This window comes from Sanguibacteroides sp. AM78-02pH3A (assembly GCF_027666085.1).
Classification (GTDB): domain Bacteria; phylum Bacteroidota; class Bacteroidia; order Bacteroidales; family Marinifilaceae; genus Gabonibacter; species Gabonibacter massiliensis.
In genome coordinates this window covers 239,883-255,855 of sequence record NZ_JAQEHX010000002.1, presented here as the reverse complement: position 1 = coordinate 255,855, position 15,973 = coordinate 239,883, and the positions used below count along the sequence as shown (strand labels likewise).

The 15,973-nt window shown below is 41.0% G+C and carries 13 protein-coding genes and 1 riboswitch; of the genes, 8 read left to right on the top strand and 5 right to left on the bottom strand.

Translation table 11 applies throughout. From position 1 onward, the window contains the following. Positions 1–11: 11 nt before the first annotated feature. Entirely contained in the window at positions 12–719 is a 708-nt protein-coding gene (locus PGR74_RS03900) for a bacteriocin fulvocin C-related protein (RefSeq protein WP_270516741.1), read from the bottom strand. A 28-nt stretch (positions 720–747) separates the two neighbouring features. Beyond that, complete coding sequence (locus tag PGR74_RS03895; protein ID WP_270516739.1) at positions 748–1,212, bottom strand: DUF1573 domain-containing protein; 465 nt, start codon at positions 1,210–1,212, stop codon at positions 748–750. 111 nt (positions 1,213–1,323) lie between these two features. Here PGR74_RS03895 and PGR74_RS03890 point away from each other — a divergent pair, with 111 nt between their 5' ends. From PGR74_RS03890 to PGR74_RS03855, 8 genes are all read left to right on the top strand, one after another. Then, the gene (locus PGR74_RS03890) at positions 1,324–2,703 is read left to right on the top strand and encodes a sensor histidine kinase (protein WP_110688471.1); all 1,380 of its coding nucleotides are present in this window, start codon (positions 1,324–1,326) and stop codon (positions 2,701–2,703) included. Beyond that, positions 2,693–3,382: a response regulator transcription factor gene (locus PGR74_RS03885; RefSeq protein ID WP_059026893.1), complete on the top strand. Its 690-nt coding sequence runs from the start codon at positions 2,693–2,695 to the stop codon at positions 3,380–3,382. The genes PGR74_RS03890 and PGR74_RS03885 overlap by 11 nt, the downstream gene beginning before the upstream one ends. Before the next feature lie 193 nt (positions 3,383–3,575). Beyond that, on the top strand, positions 3,576–5,507 hold the full coding sequence (gene dnaG, locus PGR74_RS03880) for a DNA primase (protein ID WP_059027268.1): 1,932 nt from the start codon (positions 3,576–3,578) through the stop codon (positions 5,505–5,507). Between the two features lie 210 nt (positions 5,508–5,717). Continuing rightward, positions 5,718–6,338 carry a TetR/AcrR family transcriptional regulator gene (locus PGR74_RS03875; protein ID WP_041503282.1) on the top strand — a complete coding sequence of 207 codons (621 nt, stop codon included), beginning with the start codon at positions 5,718–5,720 and terminating at the stop codon, positions 6,336–6,338. Positions 6,339–6,446: 108 nt separating this feature from the next. Then, positions 6,447–7,733, top strand: coding sequence for a TolC family protein (locus PGR74_RS03870; protein ID WP_041503281.1), 1,287 nt, complete (start codon positions 6,447–6,449; stop codon positions 7,731–7,733). A 28-nt stretch (positions 7,734–7,761) separates the two neighbouring features. Continuing rightward, positions 7,762–8,805 carry an efflux RND transporter periplasmic adaptor subunit gene (locus tag PGR74_RS03865; RefSeq protein ID WP_270516737.1) on the top strand — a complete coding sequence of 348 codons (1,044 nt, stop codon included), beginning with the start codon at positions 7,762–7,764 and terminating at the stop codon, positions 8,803–8,805. Positions 8,806–8,898: 93 nt separating this feature from the next. Next, the gene (locus tag PGR74_RS03860; protein ID WP_041503279.1) at positions 8,899–12,063 is read left to right on the top strand and encodes an efflux RND transporter permease subunit; all 3,165 of its coding nucleotides are present in this window, start codon (positions 8,899–8,901) and stop codon (positions 12,061–12,063) included. A gap of 62 nt (positions 12,064–12,125) precedes the next feature. After that, positions 12,126–12,419 carry a PG0541 family transporter-associated protein gene (locus PGR74_RS03855; RefSeq protein ID WP_041503278.1) on the top strand — a complete coding sequence of 98 codons (294 nt, stop codon included), beginning with the start codon at positions 12,126–12,128 and terminating at the stop codon, positions 12,417–12,419. Between the two features lie 265 nt (positions 12,420–12,684). Here the strand turns inward: PGR74_RS03855 and PGR74_RS03850 are convergent, their stop codons facing one another. The 3 genes from PGR74_RS03850 to PGR74_RS03840 form a co-directional block, all read right to left on the bottom strand. Then, a complete protein-coding gene (locus PGR74_RS03850; RefSeq protein ID WP_041503277.1) occupies positions 12,685–13,596 on the bottom strand; it encodes a YitT family protein in 912 nt (303 codons plus the stop codon). A gap of 273 nt (positions 13,597–13,869) precedes the next feature. Beyond that, a riboswitch (cobalamin riboswitch) is annotated at positions 13,870–14,060 on the top strand. Between the two features lie 159 nt (positions 14,061–14,219). Further along, a complete protein-coding gene (gene nadD / locus PGR74_RS03845) occupies positions 14,220–14,822 on the bottom strand; it encodes a nicotinate (nicotinamide) nucleotide adenylyltransferase (protein ID WP_041503276.1) in 603 nt (200 codons plus the stop codon). Between the two features lie 175 nt (positions 14,823–14,997). Then, on the bottom strand, positions 14,998–15,876 hold the full coding sequence (locus tag PGR74_RS03840) for a YicC/YloC family endoribonuclease (protein WP_270516734.1): 879 nt from the start codon (positions 15,874–15,876) through the stop codon (positions 14,998–15,000). Positions 15,877–15,973 lie beyond the last annotated feature (97 nt).

Sequence of the window (15,973 nt, the reverse complement as noted above, 5' to 3'; positions counted from 1 at the left end):
AAAATTGTTAATTAAGCCCATAAATGACGACAATTACCATCACATGCTTGTGTCCTAAACCATCCACAATCGATAAAATCTAATTTACATCCTGCGTCCTCTCTACATCTTTGTTGAAATTCTCCGGTCAAATCACAAAAATCCTGTTTCGTCGAGCAACTACAATTCTTCCAACCGGAGCCGGAACCGGATTCAGATCGGGATTTAACTAAAGGGTGATCCGAATCGGAAGCAGATGCAATATCACCTGCTTTATTTAACATTTTGTTCCCTGTTGCGGCTATCGCGTATAGCATCTTTTTGTTCCAACCCAACTTTTCTTTCGCATCATCTTGCCAACGATACATAAACAGATCGAATGTATCATCCGCTTTTTGATTTTTATCCGGAGAAAACATCTGCGGATTCTTTTCCAAAAAGTCAACTAAAATAAGCAGATGCGCTCTTTCTTGTTCGCTCCAGTCTAACTCCAATACTTCTGCCAATTTTTCTTTCCAGAAAGTATGCTTTTGCTCGGAACTAAAAGCCACATAATATCCCTGTTGTAAATCTTGTTTTTCAATGTTAAGCCATTGAGTTCTATCCATAACTTGTACCTCCGAAATATTATTTCTGACTATTTTATCTATTTCAGGATCACAACTGTAAAGAAGCTCTTTCTGGCATGCACATAGAAAGAAAGAGGCAAAAACAATTCCTAATAATAATAGACTTTTCATAATTCTGTTTTTATTGTTAGACATAAATTTATTTTACAAAACCTTTGATTTGAATTGATTCGATATCATTGCTAGCATTCGATTTAATATAAATTGTCTTGTATAAAGCTCCCCGCTGTCCGGTCGTATTGACAAATACTTTAATCGTGTCTCTTTCATTGGGATTAATCGGACGCTTAGGAATCTCGGCAGACAAACAATTACATGTTATATCCGCTTTATATATAATAAGAGGGATTTCTCCTGTATTCGTGAATTCATAATTAATAGCTATTTGAGGAAACTTTTCTTTCTTAATGGTTCCAAAATCATATTGTTTCTTAACAAATTTCAGATATGCTTTATTCCCTTGTTTCTTTGTTAATGTATCATATGCCTCAGGTAATACAAGATCTTTTTTCGGAAAATTACTTTTTGTGTCCGATGTTTTAGATCCATTACATCCTATAATTACTATCCAAAATATAAGAATCAATATAGCTCCACTTTTCATAGTTTTATATTTTTTATTTTTACAAAAATACACACTACGAATCACCTAAAATTAAAAAAAGGTTGCGAGAGGGTTGCGAATTTTATAACTTTGAAGCAAAATAAATGAAAAATGGATCAAAGAATGCGTTTTGTTTGGAATATTACAATTTTTGCGGGATCTATTCTTTTGTGCAACCAATTGATTCACGTGAATAATTTATACAGGCTGAGAAAAAATGCACACATATATCAACAAAATGAAATGATCAAAGGAGCTATCCACGAATTCAACATGAAGTCTACCAATCTGAAAAAATCGGGTTACTCGATCAGTTTCAACGCGAGAAATAACGAATTAAGATACATCATTAATAATCAGAAATTTAAACACCAACTATACCCGCAAGACGACATTAAACATGTCATGGAACAATGTACTTACGATATTCGGGATCCGGAACTTTGGACCTTAGAGCATTTTTACAGCTATTTACAGGAAAAACAGGATTCCGTAATGTTGAAAAAACTTTCCATGCGTTTCCTTGTTTCAGACAAGACCGGAAAAAATATCGATACTTACCCGAAAAAACAGGTCGATCTTCCCGCATCTTATGAATTTAAGGATACCCTCGGATTTATCTCCAAAGATATTTTGCTTGTCGCTTATGACTACCCGACCGCACTTTTCCTGCAATCGACCTCCGGACAGGTCATTCTTGTTATTTTCATGACCGCTTTACTTATCCTGTGTATCGTGAACCTTAATCGAACCGTTCGAAAGGAAAAAATAAACGGTAAACACCGGGAACTGTTTATCAACAATATAGTACACGACCTGAAACGTCCCGTCGTAAATCAAATCAAAATCTGCCACCTATTGCACGACACGATATCCCCGGAACAACATTCCTTTCTTAAACAAAGCGAAAAACAATTGAACGAGATGTTACACACCATCCATCAGATGTTACTTCAATCCACTGATGAACACGGGTTGCGACTAAAATTACGGGATTTCGATCTGGCGGAAATGTTGCAAGCCCTAACAGAAAAAAAACAATGGAACGTAAAAGAAGAAAAAGAATTTACGATTCTGGTCGATTTTTTACCGACCGATAACATCATCTCGGGAGACTATCATTTCTTAAGTGCCGTTTTCCAGAATCTCGTGGACAATGCTTTAAAGTATTCCGGAGACCGGGTAGCCATAAAAATCACGTGTGAAGAGATAGATGTCCAATTTATCCGAATCACGATTCAGGATAACGGCTTCGGAATTTCTTCCAAAAACCAAAAACAAGTATTCGAACGCTACAATCGCGGAGATCACCAAAACAATCACGAAATAAAGGGACATGGGCAAGGTTTACATTACGTTCGCACGGTAATTTCCGCTCACGGGGGAAAAATCGATCTGACGAGTACCGAAGGAGAAGGAACCTCGATCACCATTACATTACCCCGAAAAAATCGCCGGAAAAAAAATAACATCGCTAAAAATGGAAAATAAGATCAATATACTCTACGCCGAAGACGATCTACTGGGAGCAGCACTGACTCGAGCAATTCTAGAAAAGCATAATTTTCTGGTCGAGATCGCCCCTGACGGTGAAGAAGCCTGGAAAGCTTATAAAAGAAAAAAGCCGGATATTCTCTTGCTCGATCTCGATATGCCGGGTATTAACGGACTTCAATTGACTCAACTCGTCCGGAAGCAAGATCTCCAAACTTTTATCATCGTTTACTCTTTGCACGGAGAGGCAGAAAAAGAAATAGCGATCCTGGATGCCGGAGCAGACGAATTCATCTGTAAAGAGCGTCCGCCGGAAATACTCGTGGCCTACCTGAAACGTATCAGCCAAAAAATCATGACAAACCTGAATACCCCTCATCTGTACCAACTTTCACCCCGTACAACTTACAATAGCAGCGCGCGAACACTGACAATCGATGGCGAAAGTACATCCTTAAAAACCATCGATGCCCGTTTCCTGCAATTATTGTGCGCAAAGAATCAGGAAGTGGCCTCACGTGAATACCTTATCGAGGGAGTATGGGGCCAAGCTAACCTCGGCAAAGCATCCGAGCTCAAAAAATACGCCAGCCGGGTCCGTAAACTATTAAAAGTCGACTCCTCCCTAAAAATCGAGTACCGGGAAAACGGATATATTCTCATCACGGAATTATGAATGCCTTTCGCTCATTGTAAATTGCAAACCAAGAGAATTCTGAGATTAGAGATTTAGTGATTCAGATTCTCATCACGGAATCATTGAATCACCCAATCGTTCAATTGCCAATCTTTTAATCGATTGATTCGTCATTGAATTTTTGTCCTTCGGAATGGAGTTAATTCTGCTTATTAAGCATTATCTTTGCCTTATGATTGATCAGGCTACCATACAAAAGATTTTTGATGCTGCAGACATATTGGAGGTTGTTTCCGACTTTGTAAGTCTAAAAAAGCGGGGGGTAAACTACCTTGGATTGTGTCCGTTTCATAACGAAAAGACGGGTTCGTTCACGGTATCCCCGGCCAAAGGCATATACAAATGTTTTGGTTGTGGAAAAGGGGGCAATGCGGTGAATTTTATCATGGAACACGAGCAGTTATCTTACGTGGAAGCATTGAAATATTTAGCCGCTAAATACCATATTCCCATCGAGGAAAAGGAGTTGACCGAAGAGCAAAAGAAGGAGAAGACGGAGAGGGAGAGTATGTTGGTGGTTACGGCCTATGCTCAGGAATATTTTAAGTACCAGTTACACCATACGGATGAAGGCCGCTCTGTCGGACTCGGCTATTTGAAGCAGCGGGGGATCAGTGACGAGATGATCGAAAAATTCGGGTTAGGTTATAATCCTGAAGATTGGGGTGCTTTTTCCAATACGGCAATCGGCAAAGGATACAAAAAAGAATTTCTGGTAAAGACAGGATTATCGATCGAAAATGAACGGGGTATATTCGACCGTTTTCGGGCAAGGGTGATGTTTCCGGTATTGGATTTAGCCGGAAAAGTGATTGCCTTTGGCGGGCGAACCATGTCGACCGATAAAAAAGTATCGAAATACCTGAATTCCCCCGAATCCGAAATTTATCACAAGAGTAAAACGTTGTACGGTATCTATTTTGCGAAAAAGAGTATCGTACAACAAGACCGTTGCATTTTGGTCGAAGGTTACACGGATGTTATCTCTTTTCACGCGAAAGGGATCGAAAACGTCGTGGCTTCTTCGGGTACATCATTGACGATAGAGCAGATTCGTTTGATCCGTCGATTGACACCTAATGTCACGATTATATATGACGGAGATGCTGCCGGAATTAAGGCCTCTTTACGAGGAATAGATTTGGTTTTGGAAGAGGGATTGAATGTACGGGTACTTTTGCTGCCGGACGGAGAAGACCCGGATTCGTTTGCCAGAAGTCACTCTTCGCATGAGCTGACAGAGTATATCGCCCATAATGAAACCGATTTTATAAGTTTTAAAACCAAATTGTTGCTTGGAAGTGCCGGAGATGACCCGGTTGAAAAGGCGAGGTTAATCAGTGACATTGTACGTAGCATTTCAAAAATTCCCGATAATATTACCCGCTCCGTATACGTTCGGGAGACGGCACACCAGTTGGAGGTAGAAGAACGCATCTTGTACACGGAAATAGCCAAAATCCGGAAGAAAGGTGAGGAAGAGGCAGGTAAGAAAGGCGTGCAACAGGAACCGGATTTGAACGGGGGAGAGAAAATGATGAGGAGTGTCACTCCTTGTGATCTGGAAGAGACCGTACTAATTCGCTATCTTATTTTGTACGGAACAAACGATTTGTATGAAGAAAAGGTGAATGGGATTGAACGTATGGTTTCCGTGGGAGAGTTTATTATCCGGGAATTGGCCGAAGATGATTTGGAATTACTAAATCCGGTATTCAACACGATTCAAAATGAATACAAACGGGAATACCAATCAGGAACATTTATTCCAGCCCGTCATTTCATTGCCCATCCCGATCTAAAAGTAAGTACGATCGTTGCAACGATCTTAAGCGAACCTTACGAATTGAGCAAGATATGGAATAGAATGGAAAGTTTTATTCAGACCGAACAAATGAAGTTGATCGAGTTACTACCTAAGATTCTGGATAACTACAAAATGCGAAGAATAGAAATGCTTGCCCGCGAAGCCGACAATCGCATATTGGAACTACAAAACAGCGGAGATTTGTCGCAAGTGTTGGAATGGATTAAACGCAAAAATGCAATCAACACCATTCGTCGTAAACTAAACGATAAGCTGGGACGTACGGGAATACATTAAAGAATTCTGAGATTAGGGAATTGCCGATTCAGTGATTTAGTGATTCAAATTTAATCTCCTAATCACAGAATCCAAAAGCTTTTCTCTCTTTGCAAATTAACAGAAAATTAACTACACAGCATTCGTATAATTTCAATTATTATATACCTTTGCCCACGGAAACGTTTTAAAGGTGTTTCGTTTCCTCGTACAACATTAATACAAGAAACGATGGATTACAACAACCCGCAACAAAAAGAGGAATTATTGGAGAATATTTCCGAATTATTTCTGAAATACGGTCTCCGGAGTACTTCCATGGATGATATAGCCAATCATCTGAAGATCTCGAAAAAGACTCTTTACCAATTGTTTAACAACAAAGACGATGTCGTTGAACAAGTTTTAGTCCATCGAAGATTAGCCAGAAGCAAACAAGCCGATATGGAAGGCGTTCAGAAAATGAATCCGATTGAAATCATGAATAAAATTAAGACATACATGATTCATGACCTCTCTCGAAGGGTCCCGGCAAATTATTTCGATATTAAAAAATACCATCCGGCGGTATATCAAAAAATCATGAAAAACGATGAAAATTTTACAAAAAATTTCCTAACCGATTTAATAAAAACAGGCATCAACCAAAAATACTTCAGATCGGAAATCGATGCGGAACTACAAGTCTACCTGCTGGGGAAACAATTGAGTTTCTTACGGGAACCCGAGGTATTCAGCCAAATCGCCTATCCGATAGAGACCGTAGTAGAAACCATCATCAATAATTTTTTAATGGCAATATGCACGGAGAAAGGTATCAAAGAGATTGAAAAACAAAGCAACGCAAAATAAAGTAAATAAATTATAATAAATAAACACGATGAAATAAGCGGTATTGTTTTTGTAAAGCGTATTGTATTTAAAATTCCCCAAGAATAATAACAATTTAATCTATAAATCATGAAAAAAGGAGTTCCATTCTTTCTTATTTTTCTACTCGTGCCTTGGCTACTTCGTTCACAGGAAGTTCCTCAAACACTCTCCTTAAGACAGGCTATCGAGTATGCTATCAAGCACAACAAAGAATTACAATCTTCACAACTGGAAATAGACCTGTATAAACAAAAAGTACGGGAATCTGTTTCACAGGGGTTGCCGCAAATCAACGGTACTTTGGATTATAATACCAATTTCGGTTACAAAATGGATTTTGGAGGTAATTCCATGAAGATGAAAGATCAATCCAATGTAAAAGCAAGTTTGCAACAATTAATTTTTAGCGGACAATGGATTTTAGGGATACAAACCAGCAAGATCGCCGAACGTTTGACCGAGCAACAGGTGGAGATTACCGAACTGGATATCGTCGAAAACATCTGTAATTCTTATTACACGATTTTGGTAAGCGAACGAATGTTGGACATTCTGCGCCAGAATCTCGAAAACATGAATAAGATTTATCAACACACCGATAATATGTATAAAGCAGGAACCGTAGAGGTTACGGATGTCGATCAAATCCGAATTACCGTCGGTCAACTGAAAAACAGTTTACTTTCCATGGAAAGGACCGTGGAGGTTAATTACAATTTGTTACGCCTTCAATTGGGATTAGTGGCCGGTACGACCGTCAAGCTGACGGACAACTTAACCGTTTTTCTTGACGAGAACAAAGCCCGCCAATTGTCGGAAACGACATTCGATATCCAGAAAAATCCCGAATTTCAGATTATGCAGACCCAAACGGAACTAAACAAAAAAATGCTGGGATTGGAGAAATGGAGTTATGCTCCGACAATTTCCGGTTCCTATACCTTTAACCACAAACTGTTAAAGCCGGAATTCGACATGAGTGCCAAACACTCGGCAAGTTTGACGATGACCATTCCTATCTTCTCAGGATTCGAAAGGAAGTCAAAGGTTGCACAGGCAAAAATTCAATTGGATCAAACTAATATAAACAAAAGCCTGTTGGAAGATCAGTTGAACTTACAGGATGAACAATTGAAGTTCGAATTGAGAAACGCGATTGAAAACTACAACCTCCAAAAGGAAAATATCGACGTAGCCGGACGCGTATTAGCCAATTATCAACGGAAATATGAATTCGGAGCCGTTTCCAGCTTGGATCTGACTCAGGCCAATAACAATTACCTGCAAGCTGAAAACAATTATACGAATGCCGTTTTGACCTTATTGCAAGCTCAATTGAATATTGAAAGATTGTATAATCAACTTCCTCATTAATACTTGGAATAACAAAAAAAGAAATACAATGGTAAAGAATCTCATTTTATCGATTATAGCGTTAGCTATACTTACCGGCTGCTCTAACAAGAAAGACAAGGCAGCAGACACATCGAACGCAACCGTTCAAGCCGTACCCGTGAAGGTTATGAAACTTGAAAAGAAAAAGATTGCTAAAACGATAGATTACACGGCCAATTTGGAAGCCGAGGAGCAAGTCTATTACGCTCCTTCCTCCACCGGAAGAATTGAAAAGATTCACGTGGAGGTAGGCGATCCGATTAAAAAAGGACAACTCTTAGTCGAAATGGACCGGACCCAATTACATCAGGCCGAAGTCCAATTGAAAAACTTAGAAACGGAATACAACCGGGCCGTCATGTTGAAAAAGACGGAAAGTATTTCACAACAAGCTTATGATGCAGCCGTTACCCAGTACGAGGTAGCTAAATCCAACGTGGAATTTCTACGGGAAAACACGAAACTTTTAGCCCCGTTCAATGGAGTGGTAACCGGAAAGTTCTACGAGAACGGTGAAATGTATTCCGGTTCCCCTGCCGGAGGTGCCGCCAAAGCCTCTGTGATCTCCATCGAACAGATCAATCCGCTAAAGGCTAAGGTAAACATGACGGAACAATATTTTCCGCTCATCAAACAAGGGACTCCCGTTGAATTAAAGAGCGCCATCTATCCCGACCGGACATTCCCCGGAAAAGTAAGTATCGTATATCCGACGATAGACAAGTACTCCCGTACTTTCACCGTCGAGGTAAAGATTCCGAACAATGACCTGACGCTACGTCCGGGTATGTTCGGTTCGATTACCTTCTTTATCGGAGAAACGGAAACGATGGTTGTTCCCGCCTTGGCAGTTTTGAAATTACAAGGAGCCAATAACCGGTACGTGTTCTTAAACGATAACGGCAAAGCTAAACGGGTTGAAGTTATCTTAGGAAAACGTTTCGACGATCAGGTGGAATTGATTTCCGATGAGATCAAGGAAGGAGACGAATTGATCACCGTAGGTCAAGCCCGGTTGGTGGACGGAGCACCCATCCAAATCACAAAATAATAGTAACATGCAGGATTTAAGCATCATCATGCGAAGAGAGGGGGACCACAAGTAACCGTCATAAATCCGAATCATAAATCTAAAACAAAAAAGATGAGTATATTTAATACAGCCGTAGAAAAACCGATTACGACATTGATGATTTTCGTCGGTATCATCGTGCTGGGAGTCTTCTCGCTGGTCCAACTCCCCGTTGACCAGTATCCTAAGATGGACCCTCCCTATCTATCGGTAATGACAAGTTATCCGGGAGCAAACGCCGCGGATATAGAAACCAATATCACAAAAATATTAGAGGATCAGTTGAATTCCGTGGAAGATTTGAAAGAGCTGACCTCTACCTCATACGATAATCTTTCCGTTATCCAGTTGGAGTTCGAATGGGAAGCCAACTTAGACGAGGCCGCAAATGACGTTCGTGACGCTATCGACAAGGCCATGGATAATCTTCCGGACGATATCGATCGCCCCTCCTTGTTCAAGTTCAATACGTCCATGATGCCGGTAATCATTTACTCTTTGACGGCAGACGCTTCTTATCCCGGAATCGAAAAGATCGTCGACGACAAGGTGATCAACCGGTTAAACCGGGTAGACGGGGTCGCTTCCGTGACCATCGCGGGTTCTCCCAAACGGGTTATCTACGTGGATCTCGATCCGAACAAACTGGATGCCTACAACATGACCGTGGAGAGCCTTGGAAATCTGATCGCTGCCGAGAATAAGAATCTTCCGGCCGGTAATTTGAAAATGGGTATCATGGATTATCAGGTCCGCGTGGAAGGAGAATTCGACGACAGCGAAAAAATCAAGAATATCGTAGTCGCAACGAATAACGGCAAATCCATACTGCTCAAAGATATCGCTATCGTTAAAGATACGATCAAGGACATCACCTTAGAGCAGTTGATCAACCGGCAACAGGGAGCGATTTTGTTAGTAACCAAACAATCCGATGCCAACACGGTAGCCATCGCTAAAACCGTCAAAAAAGAGATGGCTCAGATCATGAAAGAGTTGCCTCCCGACATTAAAATCGACGTATTGGTCGACTCGTCCGACTTCATCGTTCAATCCATCAACAACCTGTCGGAAACATTGATGTACGCTTTGATCTTCGTAGTCTTGGTCGTATTACTATTCCTCGGACGATGGAGGGCGACGTTTATCATCGCACTGACCATCCCGATCTCGTTGATCGTGGCATTTATCTATCTTTTTATCACGAACGAATCGCTAAATGTCATTTCCCTGTCCTCCCTTTCGATTGCTATCGGTATGGTTGTGGACGACGCTATCGTGGTTTTGGAAAACATCACGAAACACATCGAACGGGGAAGTGCTCCGCGCGAAGCGGCTAAATACGGGACAAACGAGGTATGGTTGTCGGTTATCGTAACCACCTTGGTTACCGTGGCCGTATTCTTCCCGTTGACCTTGGTTACGGGTATGACCGGAATCCTGTTCAAACAATTGGGTTATATCGTATGTATTACCGTTTGTACCTCTACCGTAACGGCTATCAGTTTGACCCCTATGCTCTCTTCCCAGCTACTGCGCCTACAAGATAAGGATACGCAGAAAAAAGAAAGCAAATTCAGTTATAACAGTACCGTTATGCGATTATTGGATAAGTTGGATGCCTGGTATGAAAGATTAATCCGTTGGTCCTTGTATCACAAAACAACCATCACACTGACAGCCGTGGTTATTTTCGTGGCTTCCATGTTCTTGGCCAAATACATCAGTACGGACTTTATGCCCCAGAACGACCAGGGTTCCATGAACGTATACGTGAAGATGCAGACCGGACAAAGAGTAGAGGAGACCAAACGGGTTGCCCTGCAAATCGACTCGATTATGAGAGCGAATTACCCGGAGATCAGACAGATCAATCTCTCTTACGGTAGCGAAGACGAGGATGCGGGATTCTCCTCCCTATTCAATAAAACCGGTAGTAATATTTTGAATATCCGAGCCAGATTAGTAGATCTGAAAGATAGAAATCGCAGTGTATTTACCATCGCCGACGACCTTCGTTCCCGATTGAAAGAGCTGCCTGATGTTTTGGTATATACGGTTAGTACCTCCAGCGGAGGTTCCATGTCGAGCAATAACGTAGACATCGAAATTTCCGGATTTGATTTCGAACAAACCAATAAACTGGCCGCAACCATCAAACAAAAGATGGAAGACGTACCCGGTGCCGAGGATATCAACATCAGCCGGGACGACGACAAGCCGGAACTCCAGCTATTCTTGAACCAAGATAAACTTTCAAGACACGGTTTGACCACCACGGAAGTAGCCAACGCCCTACGTAACCGAGTATACGGATATAAGCCCACGAAATACAAGGAAGACGGAGAAGAGTATGACGTGATCGTCCGCTTGCAGGAAAAATACCGGAGTTCTATCACCGAAATAGAAAATATCCTGATTACGAATGCCGCGGGAGAAAAGATCCGGTTAAAAGAGTTGGGTGAAATCAAAGAGTATTGGTCTCCGCCAAACATCGAACGTAAAAGTAAACAACGTTTGGTAAAAGTATCCATTACCCCTTCCAGGGGAGTCTCATTGGGAGACATCGCTGTCGCCGCCCAGAAAGTGATCGACGACATGAAAAACGAAATCCCGCAAGAGATCTCCGTATACGTGGGAGGTAGCTACGAAGACCAACAGGAGTCATTCAGTTCGTTAGCCATGTTGATGGTATTAGCCATGTTATTGGTATACATTGTTATGGCCTCCGAGTTCGAATCATTCAAAATGCCGTTCATCATCATGTTGTCTATCCCGTTCGCTTTCTCCGGGGTGATCCTGGCCCTGCTGCTGACAAATACGACCATGAGTGTGATCGCGGCATTAGGCGCCGTCATGCTGGTCGGTATCGTAACGAAGAACGGTATCGTATTGATCGACTTCATCAATCTGATGCGGGAAAGAGGTATCCGGTTATACGATGCCATCGCACAAGCCTGCCGGTCCCGTCTTCGTCCGGTATTGATGACAGCATTAACGACTATCTTGGGTATGTTGCCGATGGCACTGAGCACGGGAGAGGGTTCCGAAACATGGCGCCCGATGGGTGTAGCCGTAATCGGAGGTTTGGTATTCTCTACCATCATCACCATGATTATCGTCCCCGTCATCTATGCTGCTATGGATAAGAGCGGTAGCCGTGACAAGAAAAAGGCGTTAAGTAAACAATTCAAGTTTATGCGGGACTTTGATCCGAAAGAGTTAGAACAAAAATAAATTTACAACCCGGAATTCGGAAGAGTAAACTTATCGGATCCCGGGTTATAAAACAAATTCATATGAAAGCTGTATTTATATCCTATAACCAAGCCTTAACAGAACGGGTGGACTATTTACTCGACCAGTTGCAAGTACGAGGCTGGACTCAGTTCCCTTTAGTAAACGGTAGGGGAACGAACACGGGTGAACCCCGCATGGGGACACACACCTGGCCCGAAATGAACTCGGCCATTCTTACCATCGTGGAAGACCACAAGGTTCCTTTGATCCTCAAATACGTGGAAAAATTAGACAACGTGAACAGAGAAAACGGTATCAGAGCCTTTGTCTGGGACATCACGCAAACCTATTGATAATCAGCGATTGCAGATGAATAGATTCTTGGATTCAGTGATTCAAATTCAATCTCTGAATTCAAGAATTCTTTTAATTTATAATCTACATCTTTCGAATATCTAACAACAGATTCTCCACATCATAACGAAAGTTTTTCTTTCAGGTAGGAGCCGGAAGAGGCAATCCAAGTAACATAAAAACATAGTTAAAAAAAAGATGCCCTGAAATAAGGCATCTTATCTGTTTTTATAAAAATAATCCTGTTCGAATTAATCCTGATCCCTAATCCTCCTTTAAGGATTTGAATCCTCTACCCAATATCTCACGGGAGTCGATGACGTTGATAAAGGCTTCCGGATCTATCTCCCGGATACGATGACGCAATATCATCATCTCCCGACGGGTAAGAATCGTATAAATAATCTCACGGGATTCTCCCTTATAGGCTCCGACGGCCGGCAACAGGGTCGCTCCCCGGTTAATGTCTTTCAATATGATACTCTTTACCGACTCGACCTCTTTCGTTACAATCATCAAGGTCTTATGTACGGAAGCTCCTTCCACGATCAAATCGATCACTTTACCTTCGATAAACACGATAATCCAGGAATACATCGGTAATTTCCAATCCCCGAAAGCCAAAACAGTCGTCAACGTGATCGTACAATCTACGATAATTACCAATGTACCTAAAGAAATATGCGTATATTTGTTCAGAATCATCGCAATGATATCCGACCCACCCGAAGTAGCCCTGGATTTAAAAATCATACCGATCCCTATACCGTATACAATACCCCCGAAAATTGAGGACAACAGTTGTTCTTGCAAATCAGCCCGATTTTCTACCCCCGGTTCCAACAAAGCATCAAAACCATAAGATTGGTGAATCAACCACATAAAACCCGGAATAGCAAAAGTACAGATTACCGTTTTAATACCGAACTTGGCTCCTAAGAAATAGATACCGAGCAACAACAGGGGCACATCCATACATAAAGCCGTTGCTTCTGTTCTCCAACCGAACAAATGATGGAAAACCATAGAGAGACCATATGTTCCTCCCGGTGCAAATCCATAGGGTTCGGCAAACATCACGGCTCCCAACGCAAACACAAAACAACCACCTATCAACCAAGAATAGGTAATAAAGAAATCCTTGGAGAATAATTTCTCCTTCGTTACAAATCCCATGTTTAAACTTATTTACTGAGTTATTAATTCCACTTTTTCAGACGCACAAAAGTACAACTTGTTTTCGATTTCCCACAACGTTTTCGATGTAATTACAAATCATGTAAAATATTGATAATCTTAGATTTAATCTTTGGATATCATGCATATTTATACAAGAGACCACATATTTATACAAAAAACAAAAAAAGCCGTATCAACTCATCTCACCCTCAATCAAAAGAAAATAGGTCTTTCAAAATTATTATTTATCCCATCCTTATTTTCATTTATTTGTTTATATTTGTCTTTGCTTTGGATAGTGAATGTTCTTCGAACGCTCCGAGGGAATCATGTGAAAATCGTGAACTGTACCCGCAGCTGTAAGCTTCGTTAACTTTAGTCTCTACTGCCACTGTTTATAAAAATGGGAAGGCGACAAAAAGGAAGCAAGTCAGAAAACCTGCCAAACATTAGTTTTTACTGTAGCTTTCGGGAAAAGAAGCTGGTAAGATGTCTATTGTGCTTGCCACAATTTTCTTCTTCCCCATTTTCCAACAAGCGTTGTTCTGCTGAATAGGTGAGTAGGTATTTTTTATAGAATTTCTCTGCCAACTTAATTCTATAATAAAATAGAAGCTCACTTATTCTTTTTTAGACCCTTCGTATTTCTTTATAACCAAAGACCGTAAGCAGGAAGGAACCCAGTCGGAAATATCGCCTCCCGAACGAATCCGGTCTCTTATCTCAGTCGACGAATAAGGAAACAAAGGAGCATCGACAAAAGATATATCCGGATACTCTTCCCCGGAACACTCAAACCCTTTACGGGGATAAACGAGCAGAGGGTAATGCGTTCGAATCCATTGATCGTCTTTCCATAAATGAAAATTACACAGGTTATCTTCTCCTATGATTAATTTAAACAGGCAATCCGGATAGCGGGATGAAAGTAATCTTAAGGTATCTACCGTATAAGAAGGTTTAGGCATGGAAAACTCGATATCGCAAGCCGACATTCTTTCGTCTCCGGCTATGGCTGTTTTTACCATCTCCAACCGATCTTGTTCAGGCAATAATGCCTGATTAACTTTAAAAGGATTACAAGGACTAATAACAAACCACAACTTATCACAATATCCATTATCGAGAAGATAACGGGCAATTCCGATATGACCGTTATGAACCGGATTAAAAGAACCGAAAAACAATCCTATCCGAAAAGGTATTTGATTATCATTATTCATTTTTCAAAAATTAGTCGCTATCTCATTCATTCCGTAATCAACGATCAGGTGACTTTACCAAGCTCTTCCTACCCTCCGAGTCCTCCCGTTTTTAAACGTGCCATCTAAAAACGACAATTAAATAACCCATCTCATCCGTTCCCGCGTGCTATTTAAATTCCGGTTCGTTTTCGACCTACAAAACATTAAGGCTTTGCTCCTTAATTTTCTCCAATTCATCTTTCATTCGCACTACTAATTTCTGAATGTCATGGTCGTTTGCCTTCGACCCCATCGTGTTGATTTCACGACCGATCTCCTGGGCGATAAAACCCAATTTACGTCCCGGAGCCTCTTCTTTTTCAGCCGTTTCTATAAAATATTTGCAATGATTGGCTAAACGCACTTTTTCTTCCGTGATATCCAATTTCTCCAAGTAATAGATGATCTCCTGCTCCAAACGGTTTTCATCTATATTCTTGATTTCCCCCCACTCCTTCATTTTCTCCTGCAAACGCTGTTTTATCGCCACGACACGTTGAGCTTCAAACCGAGGAACCTCTGCCGATAAACTTTTAATCAGCTCTATACGATTCAATATATCCTTTATCAATACGGCTCCCTCTTGTACTCTGAACTTATTAACCTCTTCCAGGGCTTTCAGGATTCCGGCCTTCAAATGAAGCCACTCCTCTTCATCCAACTCTTCTGATTTTACCTGAAGTGTATCCGGAAAACGCATGATCGTCTGTAACAACTCCCCTTTATCCGGTTCTACCCCCAAGGAAGAAGCAACATCAAGCATTTGTTGGTAATATTGGGAAACGGCGGATTTATTTACAGCCACTTCTTTATCCGCATCCGTACCGTCAAAATAAATGAACATGTCTACTTTACCTCGTTCCAGGTAATTTTTTATTGTATTCCGAATCTCTATGTCTTTCTCTTTATATAAATTCGGAGTCTTCAAATTAACATCCAATTGTTTTGAGTTCAGGCTTTTTACCTCAATCACAATCTTCTTATCACCACTTTCAACAGTTGCTTTCCCGAAACCGGTCATTGATTTTACCATAATTTTCACTTTTGTTAGGTTACAATTCCTTGCAAAAGTAGGGCTTTTATTTTAGAAACAAGGTTACAAAATATCGAAAAAGTTCAGGAAAGCAGCC